This is a genomic window from Streptomyces sp. R-74717, assembly GCF_047305335.1.
In the GTDB taxonomy this organism is placed as follows: Bacteria; Actinomycetota; Actinomycetes; order Streptomycetales; family Streptomycetaceae; genus Streptomyces; species Streptomyces atratus.
In genome coordinates, this window is the sequence record NZ_CP102361.1 from 2,572,528 (window position 1) to 2,594,059 (window position 21,532).

A 21,532-nucleotide genomic window follows, 5' to 3' on the forward strand; every position below is an offset into this window, starting at 1 on the left:
GGAGGCGGGGCTCATGTGCCGGTCAGCCGCTCCACGACCGGCACGAACTCCTCCCACCGTGCCGCGGGCAGCACCCAGTAGCTGATCCCGAACCGCTCGCGGCGATCCCGCAGCCGCGCGCAGATCTCGTCGACGGTGCCCGCGAGGACCACGGGCGAGTCCAGGACCTCGCCGGGCGGCAGGCCGAACCGGGGGGCCAGCTCGCGCGTGGCGTACTCCTCGGAGTCGGTGACGACCGCGGCGTCGATGAGCAGGCACTGCAGCTCCGGGGCGGAGGTCCGGCCGGCCTCGGCCGCGAACTCCCGCACCCAGCACACCCGTTCGTCGAACCGCTCGGCGCGGGCGTTGTCGCCGAGCGGCTTGTCACGGCGGCCGGAGGAGAGCCGCGCGGTCAGCGACACGATGTCCGCGTGCTCCACGGCGGTCCGCAGCATCCGGGGGCCACCTCCTCCCATGACCCAGGCGGCCGGGCCCGGCCGAGGCGCGCCGATCGCGTCGACGGCCGAGCAGTGGCGTCCCTCGTACGAGACCGCCCCCTTCTCCCAGAGCTCCTTGAGGATGTGCGCGGTCTCCGCCAGCCGTTCGATGCGGATGCCGGGAGGGGCCATGGGGATGCCGGCGCGGGCGAAGTCGGGGGGATACCAGCCGGCGCCGAGGCCGATCTCCAGGCGCCCCGGTGCCGCCTGGTCGAGCGTGGCCAGGTCCTTGAACAGCACGGCGGGGCGCCTCAGGTCGGCGGAGAGCATCAGGGTGCCCAGGGCGATCCGTGAGGTCCAGCCGGCCGCGAGGGCCAGCGAGACCACGGGCGACCAGCGCTCGTCCAGGTGGTCGGGGACGAGCAGGGACGCGTAGCCCGCCTCCTCGGAGCCCACCGCCAGCGCGCGCAGGGCGCCGATGCCGGAGAGCGCCCCCGCGTACACACCGAACCGGAACGGGTGCCGCCCGGCCGGCGGGCCGCCGGTCACGGCATGCCCGTCAGGCCGGGGCCCGGGGCGTTCACGAGTACCGCGGTGTTGCCCGCCGCATGCCGGTTCTCGTACACCTGCTGATGGGCCCGGCCGATCTCCTCGAAGGGCACGGTCTCGCTCAGGCAGGGATCGACGCGTCCGGCCGCCACCAGGTCAATGATCGCCCGGGTCTCGCGCACGTTGGCCGCGTGCGAGCCCTGGAGCCGCTTCTGGAACATCCACACAAAGCGCAGGTCGATGTGGCCGATGTAGCCGCTGGTGCCCGCGCAGGTCACCACCATGCCGGCGTTGTCGCAGACGTACACCGACGTGGCGAGCGTGTCCCGGCCCGGGTGTTCGAGGACGATGCGCGGTGACCGGCGCTCGCCGAGCACCTCCCAGATCCGACGGCCGAAGGAGCGCGCGCCGTCCAGCCACGCGTCGTACGCCGCGGTGTCGTCGGGGCCGGGCAGGGCGCCCCAGTGGGTGAACTCACGCCGGTTGACCACCCCGTGGGCGCCGAGCCGCATGCAGTGGTCCCGCTTGGCGTCGTCGGAGACGACCGCGACGGGGATCCCGCCGAAGTGGTTGACGATCTGGATGGCCATCGATCCGAGGCCGCCGGAGCCGCCCCAGATCAGCACCGGATCACCGGGCCGCACATGGTGCGGGTGCCAGTTGGTCAGCATGCGGTACGAGGTGGAGCCGCCGCCGAGGAAGCAGCCGGCCTCCTCCCAGGTCAGCCGCGGCGGCTTCGGGTGGCACTGGTACTCGTCGACGACCGTGAACTGGGCGAAGGAACCGTAGTTGAGCTCATAGCCCCAGGCGCGCTGCGACCGGGAGGCGGTGGGGTCGGTGCCGAGCCGGATGTCGGGGGCGGACTCGTCCCAGCGGACCCCGCCCACGATCACCTCGTCGCCGACGCGGTACTGGGTGACGCCCTCGCCGACCGCCCACACCACCCCGGCCCCTTCGGAGCCCGCGATGTGGAAGTCGTGCGGATCACCCTGCTTGCGGCGGGCCGCGATGACGTCGGCGGGCGCGCCGAGCGCGGCCCACACGCCGTTGTAGTTGACCCCGGCCGCCATCACCAGGAGCAGGATCTGGCCCCGGCCCACCGGCGGCACCTCGGTCTGCTCGATGCGTATGGCGTCGGCGGGCGCGCCGTAGCGCTCCTGGCGGATCATGGCCGCGTGCATGTACCGCGGCACCTCCCCCAGCGGCGGTATCTCACCGATCTCGTAGATGTCCTGGCCCATCAGCGGTCCGTTCCCCTCGTGGTGCGGCGCAGCCGCGCGGTGACGATCCGCCCGATCTCGGCGAGCGGCTCCGGATCCATCATGTGTTCGTGGGTGCAGCGCACCCCGTGGGCGTGCACCCGTCCCTCGACGTACGGCTGCCAGCGCTCGGCCCGGCTTTGGGCGCCGGCGCCGTCGGGCAGGGCCGCGAAGAGCAGAGCGTCCCCGCGGAACACCTGCGGGACGAACGCTTGCCGCAGGTCCACGTGGTCCTCGAAGGTCTCGAGGACCGTGTCGAGCCGGTCGGCGAGCAGCTCCATGAGCGGGTTGCCGAGGGCACGCAGCGCCGTGGCCGCCTCCTCTCGGGTGACGGCTTCGGTGCCGGGCGAGGAAGGCGCCGCGTGCGTCACTTCCAGTAGGGCGCGCAGCAGTTCGCCGTCGTCGCCGGCCGCCGCGGGCGGCTCGGTGCCCGCCTCGACCGGGTAGGCGTCGAGCAGGGCGAGCGTGGCGACCTCGTCGCCGTCCTCCTGGAGCCGCGCGGCCACGGCGTGGGCGACAAGGCCGCCGAAGGACCAGCCGAGCAGGTGGTAGGGGCCGGTGGGCCGTACCTTCCTGATCTGCTCGACGAAGTCCGCGGCGATCTCCTCGACGCCGGTCGGCCGGTAGCCGGGCGTGCTGTAGGCGCGGGCCTGCAGTCCGTACACCGGGTGCTCGGACGGCAGGTGCCGCAGCAGTCCCGCGTACCGCCAGCTCAGTCCGCCGCCGGCGTGGAAGCAGAAGACCGGGGCCTGGTCTCCGGTGGTCCGCAGCGGCAGCAGTACCTCCAGGCCGCCGTGCTCGTCGGGGCCGGTGTCCGGCTCCAGCCGGCGCGCCAGCGCCGCGACGGTGGGCGCGGTGAACAGCGCCTGCACGCTCAGCCCGGATCCCAGGGTGGCGCGGATGCGGCTGACGAGCGCCGCGGCCGTCAGCGAGTTGCCGCCCAGCATGAAGAAGTCGTCGTCGAGGCCGACCTCGGGCACGCCGAGCGCGTCGGCGAACAGACCGCACAGCACCTCTTCTTGAGGGGTGCGCGGCGGGCGGGTCTGCTCGGCCCGGTGGTCGGGTGCGGGCAGCGCCGCACGGTCCAGCTTGGTGTTGTCGGTCAGCGGCAGCCGGTCGAGGACGACGAAGGCGGACGGCACCATGAACTCCGGCAGCAGACCGGCCAGCCGCTCCCGCAGGGCGGCCGGGTCGGGGGCCGGCGAGCCGGCGTCCGGCACCACGTACGCGACCAGGCGCTTGTCGCCCGGGCGGTCCTCCCGGACCAGCGCGACCGCCTGGCCGATCCCGGGGTGGCCGGTGACGGCGACCTCCACCTCGCGCAGCTCCACCCGGAATCCGCGCAGCTTGACCTGCTCGTCGGCGCGCCCGGCGAACTCCATGAGCCCGTCCGCGCGCCGGCGGACGAGGTCGCCGGTGCGGTACATGCGCGTGCCGGGCGGGCCGTAGAGGTCGGCGACGAAGCGCTCGGCCGTCATGGCCGGGTTGTTCTCGTAGCCGCGCGACACCCCGGAGCCCGCCAGGTACAGCTCGCCGACGACGCCCACCGGCACGGGTTCGAGGCCCGGGCTGAGGACGTAGGCCCGGGTGCCGTCCAGCGGGCGGCCGATGGGCACGCTCTCCGGCACCGGGTCGCCCGCGCGCATCGAGTGCCGGGTGGAGAACACCGTGGTCTCGGTCGGCCCGTACCCGGCGGTGACCACCGTGTCCGGGCAGGCGCGCAGTGCCCTGCGCACCGCGTCCGCGGGGACCACGTCGCCGCCGGTGCGCACCTCGCTCAGGCCGGCGAAGCACTCCGGGTGTTCCTCGGCGAGCAGCCGGAACAGGCCGCCGGAGGCCCACAGGCCGGTGACGCGCTCCTCGACCACGAGGGTCGCGAGGGCGTCCAGGTCGAGCTTGCCCGGCGGGGCGACCACGATCTCCCCGTGGTTGAGCAGCGGCACCCACCACTCCAGCGTGGAGGCGTCCCAGGCGTGCGGCGAGTGGAAGAGCACCCTGCGGCGGCTGTCGAGGCCCCACCAGCGGTCCGCCGCGAGCTCCACCACGTTCTGGTGGGTGACGGCGACGCCCTTGGGGGTGCCGGTGGATCCGGAGGTGTAGATGACGTAGGCCAGTTGGTCGGGTGCCACGTCGACGTGCGGCGCGGTGACGTCCTGGCCGGACAGCCGGGGGACGCCGTCGACCGCGACGACCCGGACCCCCGCGTCGGGCCCGGCGGTCCACGCGGGCGTGAGTCCCTCGTGGGTGAGCAGGACGGGCGCGGCGGTCTCGGAGACGAGCAGTTGCTGGCGCCGCTCCGGGGTGCCGGGCTCCAGCGGTACGTACACGGCACCGGCCTTGAGGACGGCGAGGACGGCGACGACGAGGTCGACGCCCCGGTCGAGGAGCACCGCCACGCGGGTCTCCCGGCCCACCCCCAGCTCGCCGAGGAGCCGCGCGAGCCGGTTGGCGCGCTCGTCCAGCTCACGGTAGGTGAGCCGCTGGTCGCGGTAGCGGATCGCCGTGTCCTCGGGCCCTTGGGCCACGGCGTCGGCGAACCGGCCGGGAATCGTGGCGGGCCGGGCGGCGGCCGGCGTGAACGTGTCGCCGTTCCAGCCGTCCAGGAGCTGTCGCCGCTCGGCCGGGTCGAGGACGTCGATCCGCCCGACGGGCCGCCGCGGGTCGTCGACAACCTGTTCCAGGACGCGTACGAGGCGGTCCAGGAGCTCCTCGACCCGCTCGTGGGCGAGGAGTTCGGGCCGGTACTCCAGGCGCAGCCGCAGTCCCGTCGGTGTCATGTTGGCGATCAGGGCGAGCGGGTAGTGCGCCGCCGCGCGGCCCTCCCTGGCCTTGGCGCTCAGCCCGGTGTCGGTCGACTCCCGGGAGGTGGGCGCGGGGAAGTTCTCGTAGACCACCAGCGTGTCGAAGAGTTCGCCGACGCCGGCCAGCTGCTGGATGCGGGCGAGTCCGAGCTGGTGATGGGCGCTGAGCGCGGTCTGCTCGTGCTGGATGCGGGCCGTCAGCTCCTGCCAGGTCTCGCCGAGCCGCAGCCGGACCCGGACCGGGATGGTGTTGATGAACAGGCCGAGCATGGACTCGATGCCGGGTATCTCCGGCGGGCGGCCGGAGACCGTGGTCCCGAAGACCACGTCGTCGCGGCCGAGGAGCCGGCCGGCCAGCACCGCCCACGCCCCCTGCAGGAACGTGTTGACGGTGATTGCGGACCGTGCCGCCTGCTCCTGGAGCGCCGTGGTGAGCGAGGCGGGCAGGTCACGGACGATGTTGCGGGGCATCTCGGTCGGCGGGCCCGGCTCGGCACCCGCCAGGAGCGTGGGCTCCGGGACACCGGCCAGGGCCTCGCGCCAGGCCGCCTCGGTCGCCGCGCGGTCCTGCCGCGACAGCCAGTCGAGATAGCCGCGGTACGGGACGACCGACGGCAGCGCGCCCTGGCCGCCGTGCCGGTAGAGCGCGAACAGGTCGCGCATGAACAGCGGCACCGACCAGCCGTCGAGCAGGATGTGGTGCTTGAGGATCAGCAGCCGGTGCCTGTCCTCGCCGAGCCTGATCAGGGTGAACCGGATCAGCGGCGGCCGGCCGAGGTCGAACCGCCGGGTGCGGGCGTCGTCGGTCAGCCGTGTCAACTCGGCCTGTCCGGCGGGCTCGTCGAGCCCCGACAGGTCCACCTCCGTCCAGGGCAGTTCGACCCGCCGGGGGATGATCTGGACGCTGTCGCCCCCGCTGCGGTGACGGAACCCGGCCCGCAGGTTGGGATGGCGGTCCAGGATGCCCTGCCCGGCGGCCCGCAGCGCCGTGGCGTCCAGCGGGCCTGTCAGGTCGAGCGTGGTCTGCATGGTGTAGACGTCGGGGCCGGTACCCGCGAACAGGGCGTGGAAGAACAGTCCTTCCTGGAGCGGCGAGAGCGGCAGGACGTCCTCGACGCCGTCCGGCTCGGCCTCCCAGGCGTCGATCTCCTCCTGGGTGACGGAGACGAGCGGCAGGTCGGCGGGGACGAGTCCGCCGGCGCCGGACCGCCCGGCCCGGTCGGCCAGGGCGCGCAGCGCCCGCAGCCAGGAGTCGAGCAGGTCCTGGACCTCCTCGGCGGGGAACAGTGCGGCGGGCCAGGCGCAGCTGATGCTCAGCCGGGGCCCGTCGGCCATGTCCCGGACGGCCGCCGCCAGTTCGAGGGCGTGGGCGAACGGCAGGTCGTCGTCGGACGGGTCGACGCCGGCGGCGAGGTCCGTGCTGACCGACCACTCGATGGGCACCGGGCTCTCGCCGTCGAGGGCGCCGCCGTTCATCCGGCCCAGGTAGTTGAAGCCGATCTGCGGGGAGCCGTACGGGGCGAGGACACCGGCCGTGTCCGGGTTGAGGTAGCGCAGCAGTCCGAATCCCAGCCCGTTGTCGGGGAGTTCCCTGAGGCGGCTCTTGATCCGCTTGAGGGCGTCGACCACCGCGGGCTCCCCTGTCGGCGTCCGGCCCGGGTCCACCTCTCCCGGGTCGAGCCGCAGCGGGAACACGCTGGTGAACCAACCGACGGTGCGGGAGAGGTCGATCTCGTCGGCGATCTCCTCCCGGCCGTGGCCCTCCACGTCCAGCAGAACGGTGCGGTCGGTGCCCCAGCCGTGCCGCTCCCGCCAGTCGGCGACGGCGAGCGCGAGCCCGGTCAGCAGGATGTCGTTCATGCGGACCTGGAACGTCTCCGGTACGGAGGTGAGCAGCGTGCCGGTGAGGTCCGCGGGCAGGGTGGCGGTCAGGTACTCGGCCGTCCCCCGGGTGTCCCGGGCGGGCCTGAGCGCCCCGGCGCCGATGCGGGGGTCGTCGCCGTCCAGCATGCCGGTCCACAGGTCCAGTTCGGCGGCGCGCTCCGGGTCCTGGCCCTCGGCGAGGAGGATCTGGGCCCAGCGCCGCAGCGAGGTGCCCACCGGGGCGAGCCTGGGTTCGCCGCCGGTCGCGGCGGTCCGCCACGCCTGGGCCAGGTCGGGCACCAGGATGCGCCAGGACACCCCGTCGACGACCAGGTGGTGGGCGATCAGCAGCAGTCGGCCCGGGCGTTCGGGCCCCGCGTCGAACCACACCACCTGGAACATCGCCCCGGACTCCGGGTCCAGGCGGTCCCGCGCGGCCTCGCCCTCCCGGGCGACCAGGGCAGCGAGCTCCGGGGAGCCGTCCGGGTGGGCGGTGATGTCCACCCGCCGCACGCGCTCCCGCGCCGGGAGGTCGCCGCGCGGGGCGACCTTCAGGCCCCAGGTGACCTTGGTGGCGCCGCCGACCAGGGTGGCGCGCAGCGCGTCGTGGTGGTCGAGCAGGCTCTGCACGGCGGCGACGAGTGCCTCCAGTCCCAGTGCGGGCACCGTCAGCAGGACCGACTGGTTGAGGTGCGCGACCGGGCCGCGCCGCTGGGCGAGCCAGCGCATGACGGGGGTCGCCGGTACGGCGCCGATGCCGTCGTCGCGGCGTCGGTCGTCCTGGTGCGCGGACTCGCGTACCGCAGCGGCGAGTTCGGCCATGGTCTGATGCCGGAACAGGTCCCTGGGGGTGACGACCAGTCCGGCGGCGCGTGCCCGGCTGGCGACCTGGAGCGCGGTGATGCTGTCGCCGCCCAGGGCGAAGAAGTTCTCGTCGACGCCGATCCGGGGTATCGCGAGCACGTCCGAGACCACCTGGCAGAGCAGTTCCTCCCGGGGGTCGCCGGGGCGGCGTGCGGTGTCGGCCGCGACCGGCCGGACCGCGGGCAGGGCCGCGTGGTCCACCTTGCCGTTCAGGGTCAGGGGTATGCGGTCGAGCACCACCACCGCCGTCGGCACCATGTGCTCGGGCAGGAGCTCGGCGAGCCGGGCGCGGATCCGCTCGGTGTCGACCTCGGTGCCGGCGCCCGGCGCCGGGGTCACATAGCCGACCAGCCGCCTGCGGCCGGGCTGGTCCTCCCGCACGACGGCGACGGCCCTGCCCACGTCGGGGCAGGACGTCAACGCGCTCTGGATCTCGCCCAGTTCGATCCTGAAGCCGCGGATCTTCACCTGGCCGTCCGCGCGGCCGGCGAACTCCAGTTGGCCGTCGGCCCGCCGGCGCGCCAGGTCACCCGTGCGGTACATGCGGCTTCCGGCGGGGCCGTAGGGGTCCGCCACGAAGCGTTCCGCGGTCAGTGGCGTGCGCCCCAGATAGCCGCGGGCCACGCCGAGGCCGGACACGTACAGCTCTCCGGGCACGCCGACCGGGACGGGCCGCAGCGCGTCGTCGAGGACGTACACGCGGGCGTTCGGCAGCGGTCCGCCGATCGGCGGCACGCCCGGCACGGCGGGCAGCGGCCCGGCCATGGTGCACGAGACGGTGGTCTCGGTGGGGCCGTACGCGTTGAACATGCGTCGTCCGGCGGCCCACTTGGGCACCAGGGACGCCTGCGCCGCCTCGCCCGCGATGACCAGGTTCACCACGGAGGGCAGGCTGTCGCCGGGGAGCTGGGCGAGGATCGCGGGCGGCAGCGTCGCGTGCGTCACCCCGTATTGCCGGATCAGCGTGGGCAGTTGGTCGGCCTGGTCGAGCATGTCGGCGGGGCCCAGCACGAGGCAGGCTCCCGCGCACAGCGGTGTGCAGATCTCGGACACGGCCGCGTCGAAGCTGAGCGAGGCGAACTGCAGCGCCCGGCTGCCCGGCCCCATGCCGTACGCCCCGATCCTGGCCAGCACGATGTTCGGGACGGAGCGGTGCTCCACGACCACGCCCTTGGGCCGGCCGGTGGAGCCGGACGTGTAGATCACGTAGGCGGGGGTGCGCGGGGTGAGCGGGGCCCGCCGGTCGGCGTCGGTGAGGTCGGCCGCCGAACGGCGCGACAGCTCCTCGGCGGTGGCCGGGTCGTCGAGCACGATCCGGTCGACGGCGGACGGCAGGCGGTCCGCGGTCGCCCTGGTGGTCACGGCGAGGACCGGACGCGCGTCGTCGAGCATGTATCCGATCCGGTCGGCAGGGTACTCGCTGTCCACCGGCAGGTACGCGGCGCCGGATTTCAGCGTGGCCAGGACGGCGACGATCATCTCCACGGAGCGCGGCACCATCAGGGCGACCACGCTCTCGGGTCCCGCGCCGCGCTCGGCCAGGAACCGGGCCACCCGGTTGGCGCGGGCGTCGAGCTCCGCGTACGACACGGTGTCCGCGCCGCAGATGACGGCCGGGGCGTCCGGGGTGCGCGCGACCTGCTCCTCGAACAGCTGCGGCAGGAGCAGCGCGGGCAGCGGGCGCTCGGTGTCGTTCCAGCCGCGCAGCAGCCGGTCGCGCTCGGCCTCGCCCAGGATGTCCGCCTCACCGATGGGCCGGCCGGGGTCGGTGACCACGGCGCGCAGCAGCCGGACGAACCGTTCCGCGATCGCGGCGACCGTGGACCGGTCGAAGAGATCGCGCGCGTAGGCGACCGATCCGGCCAGGCCCGCCGCTTCCCCGTCGGTGGCCTGCTCCACCAGGCGTACGGACAGGTCGAACTTGGCCCGGCCGGGCGCCTCGGGCGGCGGCTCCACGGCGGCGGCCGTGGCGTCGCCCGCCGGCTCCGTGCCGCCCAGTCCGTCGAGTCCGGTCTCGGGCCGGGTGAAGTTGTCCAGGACGAGCATGACCTGGAAAAGGGGGTGCCGGGCGAGGGAGCGCGCCGGGTTGATCTCCTCGACCAGCCGGTCGAAGGAGACGTCCTGGTGGGCGTAGGCGGCGAGGTCCGACTCCCTGACCCGGTCGAGGAGTTCGTCGAAGGTCGGGTCGCCCGAGGTGTCGGTGCGCAGCACCAGGGTGTTGACGAAGAAGCCGACGAGGTCGTCGAGGGACTCGTCACCGCGCCCGGACACGGCGGCGCCGATGGGCAGGTCCGTTCCCGCGCCGAGGCGGGTCAGGAGCACGCCGAGCGCTGCGTGCAGCACCATGAACGGCGTCGCGCCGTGCGCGCGGGCCAGGTCCAGCAGCTTCTGGTGCAGCTCCGGGTCCACCTCGAAGGGGACGACGCCGCCCTCGTGCCGGGCCTCCGCGGGGCGCGGGCGGTCGGCGGGCAGTGCCAGCTCCTCGGGCAGGTCCGCCAACTTCTGCCGCCAGTAGGCGAGTTGGCGGTTCAGCTCGCTGTCCGGGTCACCGTCGTCGCCGAGTATCTCGCGCTGCCAGAGCGTGTAGTCGGCGTACTGGACCGGCAGCGGCTGCCACCGCGGGGCCTCGCCCGCCCGGCGCGCCGCGTAGGCCGCGGACAGGTCCCGAACCAGCGGCCGCACCGAACCGGCGTCACCGGCGATGTGGTGGAGGACCAGGACCAGCAGGTGGCTCTCCGGCCCGAACGTGAGCAGCCTCGCCCGCAGCGGGGGCTCGGCAGCCAGGGCGAAGGGCTCGGCGCCGACGGCGTCGACCGCCCGGCCCGCCTCCTCGGGCCGGACCTCCAGGACGCCGAGGCGCGGACGCGCGGCGTCGGGGTCCAGGACCACCTGGTGCGGCACACCGTCCACTTCGGGGTAGACCGTGCGCAGGCTCTCGTGGCGGGCCACCACGTCGGCCAGCGCGATCTCCAGGGCGTCCCGGTCCAGGGCGCCGTGCAGCCGGGCCGCCAGGGAGATGTGGTAGAGGGAGCCGGTGTCGGCCAGCTTGCCGAGGGTCCACAGGCGTCGTTGGGCGTACGACAACGGAACCGTCTCCGGACGCTCCCGCACCACCACCCCCGCACGCCCACTCACCACACCCGACTCGACCCACCCCACCAAACCCGCCACCGACGGCGCCTCGAACACCGCCCGCACCGGCACCTCAACACCGAACACACCCCGCACCCGCGACACCAACCGCGTCGCCAACAACGAATGCCCACCCAAAGCAAAAAAGTCGTCCTCCGGCCCCACCACCCCCACACCCAGAACCTCGGCAAACAAACCACACAAAATCTCCTCACCCGCAGACCGCGGACCACGCCCCACCCCACCCGACACCACCGGCACCGGCAACGCCCCCCGATCCACCTTCCCGTTCGGCGTCAACGGCAACTCAGCCAACCCCACCACCACCGACGGCACCGCATACCCCGGCAACACCCCCGCCACCACACCACGCACCACCACCGGATCCACCCCACCCGTCACAAACCCAACCAACCGCCCCCCACCATCCGGACCCACCACCACCGACGCCACCGCACCCGACACACCCACAACCCCCCGCAACGCCGACTCCACCTCACCCAACTCCACCCGAAACCCACGCACCTTCACCTGACCATCCACACGCCCCACGAACTCCAACCCCGACACCGTCCACCGCACCAAATCCCCCGTCCGATACAACCGCTCACCCACACCCCCGAACGGATCCGCCACAAACCGCCCAGCCGTCACACCAGGCCGCCCCACATACCCCCGACCCACCCCCACACCACCCACATACAACTCACCCACCACACCAAACGGCACCACACCCAAACCACCATCCAACACATACACCCGCGTATTCCACAAAGGACCACCCACCACCACAGAACCACCGGGCACCACAGGGGCGGAAGTCGACCAGATGGTGGTCTCCGTCGGGCCGTACATGTTCCGTACGGACAGCGCCCGGTCCGCGAGCCGGGCCGCGAGGACGTCGTCCAGGGCCTCGCCGCCGACCAGCACCCGCAGCCCGTCGGCGGCGTCCGGGGCGGCGTCGAGCAGCGTCCGCCACAGGCTCGGCGTCGCCTGCATCACCGTGGCGCCGTCGGCGCGCAGCCGGCGGGCCAGCTCCGCGGGATCGCGGACGACGTCGCTCCCGGCGACCAGCACGGTCGCTCCCGAGACCAGCGGCAGGAAGACCTCCAGCAGACAGATGTCGAAGCCGAAGGTCGTCACGGCCAGCCAGCGGTCGTGCGGCGTCAGCGGCACCAACTCGCCCATCGAGGCAAGGAAGTTGCACAGCGCGGCGTGCGGAATCACGACGCCCTTGGGGCGGCCGGTGGAGCCCGAGGTGTAGAGGATGTACGCGGGATTCTCCGGCAGGGCCGGCACCGCGGCCGCCCACTCGGGGACCGGCCGCGCGTCCTCGATCAGGACCATGGGGACGGCCGGCTCGGCGGGCAGTTTCGCCGCCGTCTCCCGCGTCGCGAGCACCAGCACCGGGGCGGCGTCCTGGAGGACGAAACTCACGCGTTCCGCGGGGAAGTCCACGTCCACCGGCAGGAACGCCGCACCGGCCTTGGACACCGCCAGCATCGCCACGACCGCGTCCACGGACCGCGGCACGGCGAGCGCCACCACCGACTCCGGCCCCGCGCCCCGCTCGGCGAGCAGGCGCGCCAAGCCGTTTGCCCGTTCATCCAACTCGGCGTACTTCAGTGTCACCTGATGGTCCGTCACGGCGACGGCCGCCGGGGTCCGGTGGGCCTGGTCCTCGACGAGCCGGTGCACCGGGGCCTGCGGGACCGGGTGCGCGGTGTCGTTGCGGGTCACCAGGAGTTCGTGCCGCTCGGCCGGGTCAAGGACGTCGAGGGCGCCGAGCCGGCTGCCGGGGTCGTCCGTCACCGCGACGAGCACCCGCTCCAGGCGCCGCAGCAGCGACTCGACCGTCGAGGCGTCGAAGAGCTCGGCGGAGTACTCGGCGACGCCGTCGAGCCCGTCGGGCGCGCCGTCCGGGTCACGCAGTTCACCCAGGGCCAGGGACAGGTCGAAGCGCGCCCACAGGGTCTCGTTCGACACGGCCTCGACCGCGAGGCCCGGCAGCGTCAGCTGCGCGCCGCCGCCGCTCTGCACGGTCAGGGCCACCTGGAAGAGGGGGTGACGGGCGAGCGAGCGCGGCGGGTTCAGCTCCTCCACCAGCCGCTCGAACGGCAGCTCCTGGTTGTCGTACGCGGCGAGGTCGGTGTCCCTGACCCGCGCGAGCAGCTCACGGAAGGTCGGGTCACCCGAGGTGTCGGTGCGCAGCACCAGGGTGTTGAGGAAGAAGCCGACCAGGTCGTCCAGGGCCCCGTCGGACCGTCCGGTGATGGGGGTACCGATCGGGATGTCGTCACCGGCGCCGGTCTTGCTGAGCACGGCCACGAACGCCGCCTGGACGACCATGAACAGGCTGGTGCCGGTGGCACGGGCCAGCTCGAGGAGCCGCCGGTGCAGGGCGGCGTCACAGGAGAAGCGGAGCCGCGCTCCCCGCTGGGGCCCCGTGGCGGGGCGCGGCCGGTCGGCGGGCAGCGCGAGCTCCTCGGGCAGGTCCGCCAACCTCTGCTTCCAGTGGGCGAGTTGTCGGGACATTTCGCTGTCCTGGTCGCTCTCGTCGCCGAGTACCTCGCGCTGCCAGAGCGTGTAGTCGGCGTACTGGACCGGCAGCGGCTCCCACCTCGGGGCCCCGCCCTCCCGGCGCGCCGCATACGCGGCGGCCAGGTCCGCGCCGAGCGGGCGCATCGACATCGCGTCGCCCGCGATGTGGTGCAGGACCAGGACGAGCACGTGGTCGCGCTCGCCCAGTTCGAGGAGGGTCGCGTGCAGCGGCGGGCGCACCGTCAGGTCGAAGCCCTCCCGGGCGGCCTCGTCGACGGTTTCGCCGAGGTCGGCCTCGGACACCGCGACGGTGCGCAGCAGCCGGCCGGCCAGGGACGCGGGGTCGAGGATCCGCTGACCGGGTTCGCCGTCCCGCTCGGGAAAGACGGTGCGCAGGCTCTCGTGGCGGGCCACCACGTCGGCCAGCGCGGCGTCCAGGGCCGCCCGGTCCAGCGGTCCGCGCAGCCGCAGCGCGATCGGCAGGTTGTAGAGCGGGCTGTCCGGGTCGAGCCGGTTGATGAACCACTGGCGGCGCTGGGCGTACGACAGCGGCAGCGGGTCGGGTCGGTCGGCGGGGGCGAGCGCCGGGCGCGGTCCCGAGTCGGAGCCGCGCACCACCTCGGCGAGGGCCGCCGGGGTGGGCGTCTCGAAGAGGGTGCGGATGCCCAGCTGCACGGAGAAGGCCCGACGGATCCGGCTCAGGAGCCGGATCGCGAGGAGCGAGTGGCCGCCGAGCGTGAAGAAGTTGTCGTCCGGGCCGACCTCGTCGGTGCCGAGGACGTCCGCGAACAGGCCGCGGAGGATGTCCTCGTGCGGGGTGCGCTGTCCCCGGGCCTGCTCCGCCGAGCCGTGGCGCGGCGCGGGCAGGGCGGCGCGGTCCAGCTTGCGGTTGGCGGTCAGCGGCAGCTCGGGGAGAACCACGATCGCCGCGGGGACCATGTACTCCGGCAGGTGTCCGGCGACGAACCGGCGCAGTGCTGCCGGGTCCGGCGTCTCGTGCCTCCCTGCCCCGGCGTCGGCGGGCACGCAGTACGCCACCAGCCGCTTGTCCCCGGGGCGGTCCTCGCGCACCGTCGCCACGGCCTGGCCGACCGTGGGGTGCGCGGCGAGCGCCGCCTCGATCTCGCCGAGTTCGACGCGGAATCCGCGGATCTTGACCTGGTCGTCGGCCCGGCCGACGAACTCCAGGTTGCCGTCGGCGCGCCAGCGCACCAGGTCTCCGGTCCGGTACACGCGCTCGCCGGGGCCGCCGAAGGGGTCGGCGACGAACCGCTCGGCGGTCAGCGCCGGCCCAGATAGCCGCGCGCGAGCTGCGGTCCGGCGAGGTACAGCTGTCCCACGGTTCCCGCGGGCACGGGCTGGAGCGCATCGTCGAGGACCAGGACCCGGCAGTTGCCCCGTGGCCTGCCGATGGGGACGTTCCCGTCGGGCAGGGCGTCGCCGGGCGCCACCGGGAACTCGGTGCAGTTGACGGTGGACTCGGTGGGTCCGTAGGCGTTGACGACGGTGGCCCCGGGGTGGCGGCGCCGCCACCGCGCGAGGTCACGGCCGGTCAGCGCCTCGCCGCCGACGACGAGTTCCTCCGAAGGGGAGAAGCCGTCGTCGAGCGCGGACAGCAGCGGAAGATGGCTCGGCGTGATCTTCATGAAGGAGGCGAAGCCGGGCTCGGGCGTCACCTCGGGCCCCGGACCCGAGGCGCCGAAGAGATCGACGACGCGTACGCAGCCGCCGGACACCAGGGGCGTGTACAGCGCCGTGACCGTCAGGTCGAAGGAGACGGGCGAGTGCACCGCCGTCACACCGCGCGTGCCCGGATGACGGGCGGCGGCCCAGCCGAGGTACTCGCGCAGGGAGCGGTGCTCGATCACCACGCCCTTGGGGCGGCCGGTGGTTCCGGAGGTGTAGATGACGTAGGCCGGGTGGCGCGGGGTGAGCGGCGCCGTCCGGTCGCCGTCGTCCGGGTCGTCCGCCGGGCGGGCGGCCAGCGCGGCCCGGGTCGCGGGCGCGTCCAGCCGGATCGCGGTGGCCGGCAGCGGCCCGGCGACACCGCTGCCGGTGACCACCTGGACGGGCCGGGCGTCGGTCAGCATGGCGGCGACGCGGTCGGCGGGGAGCTCCGGTTCCACGGGGAGGTAGCCGGCACCGGACTTCAGCACCGCGAGCAGGGTGACGACCAGGTCGGCGCACCGGGGCAGCGCCACGGCCACCAGCCGCTCGGGGCCCGCGCCCTGGTCGATCAGCAGCCGGGCCAGTCTGTTGGCGCGGGCGTTCAGCTCAGCGTACGAGAGCTCGGTATCGCCGTCCGTGACCGCGGGCGCGTCCGGCGTCCGGTACACCTGCCGCTCGAAGAGGGCGGGGAGCAGCACGGCCGGGTCCGCATCCGGGTGGCCGCCCTTCCCCGTGCCCCATTCGGCGAGGAGCCGGGTGCGCTCGCCGGGGTCGAGCAGGTCGAGGCCGCTGAGGGGGCGGCCGGGCTGGGCCACGGCGGCGCGCAGCAGCCGCTCCAGACGCTCCATGAGGGTTTCCACGGTGGCGTGGTCGAACAGGTCCGCGTTGTACTGCGCGATGCCCTCGATGCCGCCGGGGCTGCCGTCGGCGCCGCGCCGCTCACGGAGGTTGAACAGCAGGTCGAGCTTGACCGCCGCGCCCGGCAGCGGCTCCGGGGCCACCTCCAGGCGGGGCAGTGCCAGGTGCGCGTCGGGGGCGTTGTCCAGGGTGAGCGACACCTGGAAGAGCGGGTTGCGGCCCGGGACGCGATCGGGGTTGAGCACCTCCACGAGCCGCTCGAACGGCAGGTCCTGGTGCGCGTAGGCCGCCAGGTCGACGGCGCGCACCCGGTCCATCAGCTCCCGGAAGCTCGGGTCGCCGCTGGTGTCCGTCCGCAGGACGAGGGTGTTCAGGAACAGGCCGACGAGGTCCTCGGTCGCCTCGTCCGTGCGCCCGGCGATCGGGGCTCCGATCGGGATGTCGTCTCCCGCGCCCAGCCGGGACAGGAGCGCGGCCAGACCGGCCTGAAGCGTCATGAAGACGGTCGCACCGCGGGCCCGGGCGAGGGCGGCCATGCGGCCGTGGAGCTTCGCGTCGAGCGTGAAGCGCACGGTGCGGCCCGGCGTTCCCTCGGCCGTGCGCCGGGGCCGGTCGAAGGGCAGGTCCAGGCTGTCCGGGAGGTCCCGCAGGGTCTCGGTCCAGTGGGCGAGCTGGCTGCTGATCCGGCTGTCCTCGTCGCCCTCCGCGCCCAGGTGCCGGTGCTGCCAGAGCGTGTAGTCGGCGTACTGGACGGGCAGGGGGCGCCACGCGGGGGCACGTCCCTCGCACCGCGCGGCGTAGGCCGTCCCGAGGTCCCTGGCGAGCGGCGCCGACGACCAGCCGTCGCTGACGATGTGGTGGGTGACCAGGACCAGTACGTGCTCGCGCGGCGCGAGGGCGACGAGCCGGGCGCGCAGCGGGAGTTCGCCGGCCAGGTCGAAGCCCCGGCCGATGCACCCGGACATCTCCCGGGCCAGCCCGGTCTCGTCCGTCTCGACCACGTCGAGCGCGGGGACGGCGTCCGCGGCGTCGAGAACCACCTGGTGCGGCTCACCGCCGGTCTCCTGGAAGAGCGTCCGCAACGCCTCGTGCCGGGCCACGACGTCGGCGAGCGCGGCGCGCAGCGCGCCTCGGTCCAGCTCCCCGCGGAGCCGCACGGCCACCGGGATGTTGTACGCGGAGGCCTGGCCGCCGAGCCGGTTGAGGAACCACATCCGGCGCTGGGCGGACGACAACGGCACCACCTCGGGCCGGGCCACCGGCACCACGGGCTCGGCCGGCCGCTCGTCGGCGTGCGCGAGCCGCTCCGCGAGCGCGGCCACCGTCGGCGCCTCGAAGAGCGCGCGGACCGGCAGCTCGGTGCCGAGCGTCGCCCGGATCCGGCTCACCAGACGGGTCGCGGACAGCGAGTGCCCGCCCAGGTCGAAGAAGCCCTCGTCGACGCCGACCCGTGCCACGCCGAGGACCTCGGCGAACAGGCCGCACAGCACCTCCTCCCGCGGGTCGCGCGGGCCGCGGGCATCGCGGCTGCCGGTCAACTCCGGTGCCGGCAGGGCCTTGCGGTCCACCTTGCCCGTGGCGAGCTGCGGGAGGGCGTCCAGGGCCATGACGGCGGCCGGGACCATGTGGGCGGGCAGCGCCGCGGCGGCGGCCCGGCGCAACGCGTCGGGGTCGAGCGCGGCACCGGGGCGCGGCACGGCGTAGCCGACCAGCCGCCGGTCGCCGGGGGTCACCTCGTGTACCACGACCGCGACCTGGGCCAGGTCGCCCAGTTCCCGCAGGGTCTCCTCGACCTCGCCCAACTCGACGCGGAAGCCGCGGATCTTGACCTGGTCGTCGGTGCGTCCGAGGTACTCCACCACGCCGTCGGCGCGCTGGCGCACCAGGTCCCCTGTCCGGTACATGCGCTCGCCCGGGCCGCCGAACGGGTCCGCGACGAACCGCCTGGCGGTCTGCGCCGCGCGGCCCAGATAGCCGCGGGCCAGTCCGGCGCCGGCGATGTAGAGCTCGCCGTCGGTGCCCGGCGGCACCGGCTGGAGCCCGCCGTCGAGCACGTACACCCGGGTGTTGCCGATGGGGCGTCCGATGACGGGCCGGTCGTCGTCCTGGAGCGAGGCGACGAGGGAGTCGACGGTCGTCTCGGTGGGACCGTAGAAGTTCCTGCCCACGACACCTGCTGCCCGCAGATCGTTCCACAGGCCCTCGCCGACCTGCTCGCCGCCGACCATGAAGCCCCGCAGGCCGGACTCCAGGATCCCCTGGGACAGAAGGAGTTGGGCATAGGTGGGGGTGACGTCCACGATGTCGGCGCGGTGTTCGGCGACGTACCGGCACAGCGCCTGGGCGTCGCGTCGCACGTCGTCGGGGACCAGGTGCAGCTCGTGTCCGGCGATCATCCACAGCAGGGGCGGCCAGAGCGCGTCGGAGGAGAGACCGGCGGTGTGGGCGACCCGCAGCCGTTCCCGTCCGGCGCCGGCCGCGGCGGGCGCGAAGACGTGTTCCCGGTGGCTGAGGAAGAGGTTGGCGAGGGCGCCGCGGGGCACGACGACGCCCTTGGGCGTTCCGGTCGAGCCCGAGGTGTAGTGCACGTAGGCGGCGTGGTCCGGGTGCACGGGACGCCGGAGCTCCGCCGGTCCGGGGTCCGTGGCCGCGCACCCGCCGAGGGCGTCGGCCGTGTCCGGGTCGTCGAGGAGGGTGACGGGGACGTCGGTGGCGGGCAGCCGCCGCAGCGGCCCGGACTCGGTGAGCAGCAGGGCGGGGCGGGCGTCGGCGAGGAGCCCGGCGACGCGGTCCGCCGGGTCGTCGAGGTCGACCGGCAGATACGCGGCACCGGTCTTGAGCACGGCAAGCAGGGCGGCGACGGCCCGCGTGGAGCGGGGCAGGGCGAGGGCCACGACGTCCTCGGCGCCGATGCCGAGGCCTGTCAGATACCGGGCGAGCCGGTTGGCACGGGCGTTGAGCCCGGCGTAGTCGGTGCTCTCGCCGTCGTGCACGACGGCCGCGGCCGTGGGGGTCTGCGCGGCCCGCCGCTGGAAGATGTCGACGAGACAGTCGCCGGACAGCGGGAACGCGGTGTCGTTGAAGTCGTCGAGCAGGACGCGGCGTTCGTCGGCGCTGAGCACACCGACCCGGCCCGTGGGCAGGTCGGGGGTGTCCGCGAGCGCTTCGAGCAGCAGCCTGAAGCGCCGCATGAGGGCCTCGGCGGCGGCGCGCGGGTAGACGTCCGGGCGGTGCTCCAGGCGCAGTTCCAGGCGTTCGCCGGAGCGCGCGGCTATCAGGCCGAGGGTGTAGTGCGTGGCGTCGTGCCCGTCGGCGGAGGTCAGCCGCACGCCGGCCACGGCGCGCTCCAGCGACTCCCGCTCCACCAGGAAGTTCTCGGTCACCACGGTGGTGTCGAAGAGGCCGCCCAGGCCGGCCGTCCGCTGGATGTCGCCGAGCCCGATGTGCTGATGGTCCATCAGCAGCGCCTGTTCGCGCTGCACCCGGGTGAGGAGGTCGGCGAAGGTCTCGGCGGGCCGCAACCGGATCCGGACGGGCACGGTGTTGATGAACAGGCCCACCATGCCCTGTACGCCGGGGATCTCCGGCGGCCGGACGGAGACCGTGGCCCCGAACACCACGTCGTCCCGGCCGGTCAGCCGGCCGAGGAGCAGCGCCCACACGGCCTGGACCACGGTGTTCACGGTCACTGCGTGGGCGGCCGCCTGGCGCTGGAGCGCCTCACCGAGCCGGTCCGGCAGCTCCACGGTGAGCTGCTCGGGCCGGACCGGGGGCGCCGTCTCGCCCCGGGGGGCCAGCAGCGTCGGAGCCTGGAGCCCGTCCAGCGCCGCGCTCCAGGCGCGCAGCCCGCTCTCGGTGTCCTGTCCGGCCAGCCAGCCGAGGAAGGTGCGGTAGGGGGTGACGGCCGGCAGCCGCGCGGTGTCGCCCCGGTGCTCGTACAGTGCCATCAGGTCGCGCAGCAGCAGCGGGCCGGACCAGCCGTCCATCAGGATGTGGTGGTTGGTGACGACCAGGCGGTGCAGCTCCGGTTCCTCTTGGACCAGCAGGAAGCGGATGAGCGGCGGCCGGTCGAGGTCGAAGCGGGTGGTGCGCTGCTCCTCGCGCAGTGCGTCGAGTGCGGCCGCGCGCCGGTCGGGGGCGAGGCCGGTCAGGTCCGTCTCCCGCCAGTGCGGTTCGGTGTCGCTGCGGATGTACTGGACCGCCTTGCCGGACCCGGTCACCCGGAACCCGGCCCGGAGGTTGGAGTGGCGGCGCAGCAGCGCGCGGGCCGCGTCGTGCAGCCGCTCGGCGTCCAGGGGTCCGGCCAGGCCCACGGCGAGCTGGACGGTGTACACGTCCGGCCGCCGGTCGTCGTACAGGGAGTGGAAGAGCATGCCTTCCTGCAGGGAGGTCAGGGGCAGTACGTCGTCGAGTGCGGGCCGGGCATCGCCGGAGCGTGTCTTGCGGGTCACTTGTCGTCCTCCAGGCAGCGTCGCACTCGGCGGTACGTCGTGGTCAGGCGCACGGGCCCGGCCCCCGCCCGCCCGGTGTCGGCGGGTCGGGGGTCCGTGGCCCGGCGGGTTCCGCGATCAGAGGTAGGCGTTGGCGGGGTTGAAGCGGTCGCCGAAGAGGCGGACGCAGCGGTGGCCGCTGATGTCGAGGTTCGAGCCGTCGAAGGTGTCGCCCGTGACGCGCTGCGGGTACACCCAGGTGTCGCCGAGGGTGTAGCGGGCGTTGACGGCCAGGCGCATCTTGGCGCCGGGCAGCGAGGCACGGGAGCGGTGCATGCAGCGCTCGCTGAAGATGACGTACTCGCCGGCCTTCATCGGCATGGTCTGGGTGTCGCCGGGCTTCAGTTCGAAGGGCTCGGTGACGACGGCCTGCAGCTGGTCGACGTGCGCGGTGAGGATGTCGAACAGCTCGTCGAGCGAGTGCTGTCGCGGGTCGACGCCCTCGTACACGCGGCGGGTGTCGATGTCGAGGATGAGGCTGTTGTCGGCCGCGCGGGACAGCAGCTCCTCCTTGGTCTCGATCCGGTTGCGCGGGTCGACGAAGGCGCCGGATTCGGTGAGCTTGACCATGCGCTTCGGGTAGGCGCTGCGCTGCGAGCCCTTGACGTACTCCATCACGCCGTCGTCCTCGGACACGTCGGTGAGCGCGAGCCAGAGCGTCCAGTCCCACTCGCCGGGCGAGCCGAAGGGGAAGAGGGCCGGGCGGTGGCCGCCGACCTCCTCGCCGTCGAAGTAGCCGTACTCCTGGTGCCAGTCGATCGCACCGTCTCCGGGGTACTTCTCGAAGAGCTTGGTGCGCCAGAGGATCATCGACTCGGCGCCGGTGGCCAGCTGCAGGTTGGCGAGGAGCTCCGGTGCGGTCAGCAGCTCGCGCACCTTGTCGTTGACCAGGTGCCAGTCGCGTACCGAGTACCTCTTGTAGAGAGGCTGCACGGGCGGGTTGTCGAGCATGTCCTGGTAGAACTCGGCGATTTCGCCGATCGTGTCTTCGTCGGCGAAGCGCGGGAACGGGCCCACGAAGCCGTCGCGGGCGAGCGCCTCGTGGGGCGCCAGGACGGGCGAGGTCGGTGCTGACACGTACAGTCCCTTCA

The 21,532-nt window shown here is 73.8% G+C and carries 5 protein-coding genes; all 5 read right to left on the minus strand.

Going from position 1 to position 21,532, the window contains the following annotated elements; translation table 11 throughout:
* Positions 1–11 precede the first annotated feature (11 nt).
* The 5 genes from NRF20_RS11605 to NRF20_RS11625 all read right to left on the minus strand — a co-directional run bounded on the left by NRF20_RS11605 (position 12) and on the right by NRF20_RS11625 (position 21,518).
* Complete coding sequence (locus NRF20_RS11605; protein ID WP_413752527.1) at positions 12–965, minus strand: TIGR03621 family F420-dependent LLM class oxidoreductase; 954 nt, start codon at positions 963–965, stop codon at positions 12–14.
* The gene (gene ccrA / locus NRF20_RS11610) at positions 962–2,206 is read right to left on the minus strand and encodes a crotonyl-CoA carboxylase/reductase (protein ID WP_398630553.1); all 1,245 of its coding nucleotides are present in this window, start codon (positions 2,204–2,206) and stop codon (positions 962–964) included. Before ccrA ends, NRF20_RS11605 begins: the two co-directional genes overlap by 4 nt.
* Positions 2,206–14,817, minus strand: coding sequence for an amino acid adenylation domain-containing protein (locus tag NRF20_RS11615; RefSeq protein ID WP_413754559.1), 12,612 nt, complete (start codon positions 14,815–14,817; stop codon positions 2,206–2,208). The genes ccrA and NRF20_RS11615 overlap by 1 nt, the downstream gene beginning before the upstream one ends.
* Complete coding sequence (locus tag NRF20_RS11620; RefSeq protein WP_413752528.1) at positions 14,706–20,402, minus strand: amino acid adenylation domain-containing protein; 5,697 nt, start codon at positions 20,400–20,402, stop codon at positions 14,706–14,708. The genes NRF20_RS11615 and NRF20_RS11620 overlap by 112 nt, the downstream gene beginning before the upstream one ends.
* A gap of 117 nt (positions 20,403–20,519) precedes the next feature.
* Complete coding sequence (locus NRF20_RS11625) at positions 20,520–21,518, minus strand: phytanoyl-CoA dioxygenase family protein (RefSeq protein WP_413752529.1); 999 nt, start codon at positions 21,516–21,518, stop codon at positions 20,520–20,522.
* Positions 21,519–21,532: the final 14 nt, after the last annotated feature.

Excerpts from the sequence above, each read along its gene's own strand:
- ccrA (WP_398630553.1), bottom strand. The coding sequence starts at position 2,206 with ATGGGCCAGGACATCTACGAGATCGGTGAGATACCGCCGCTGGGGGAG.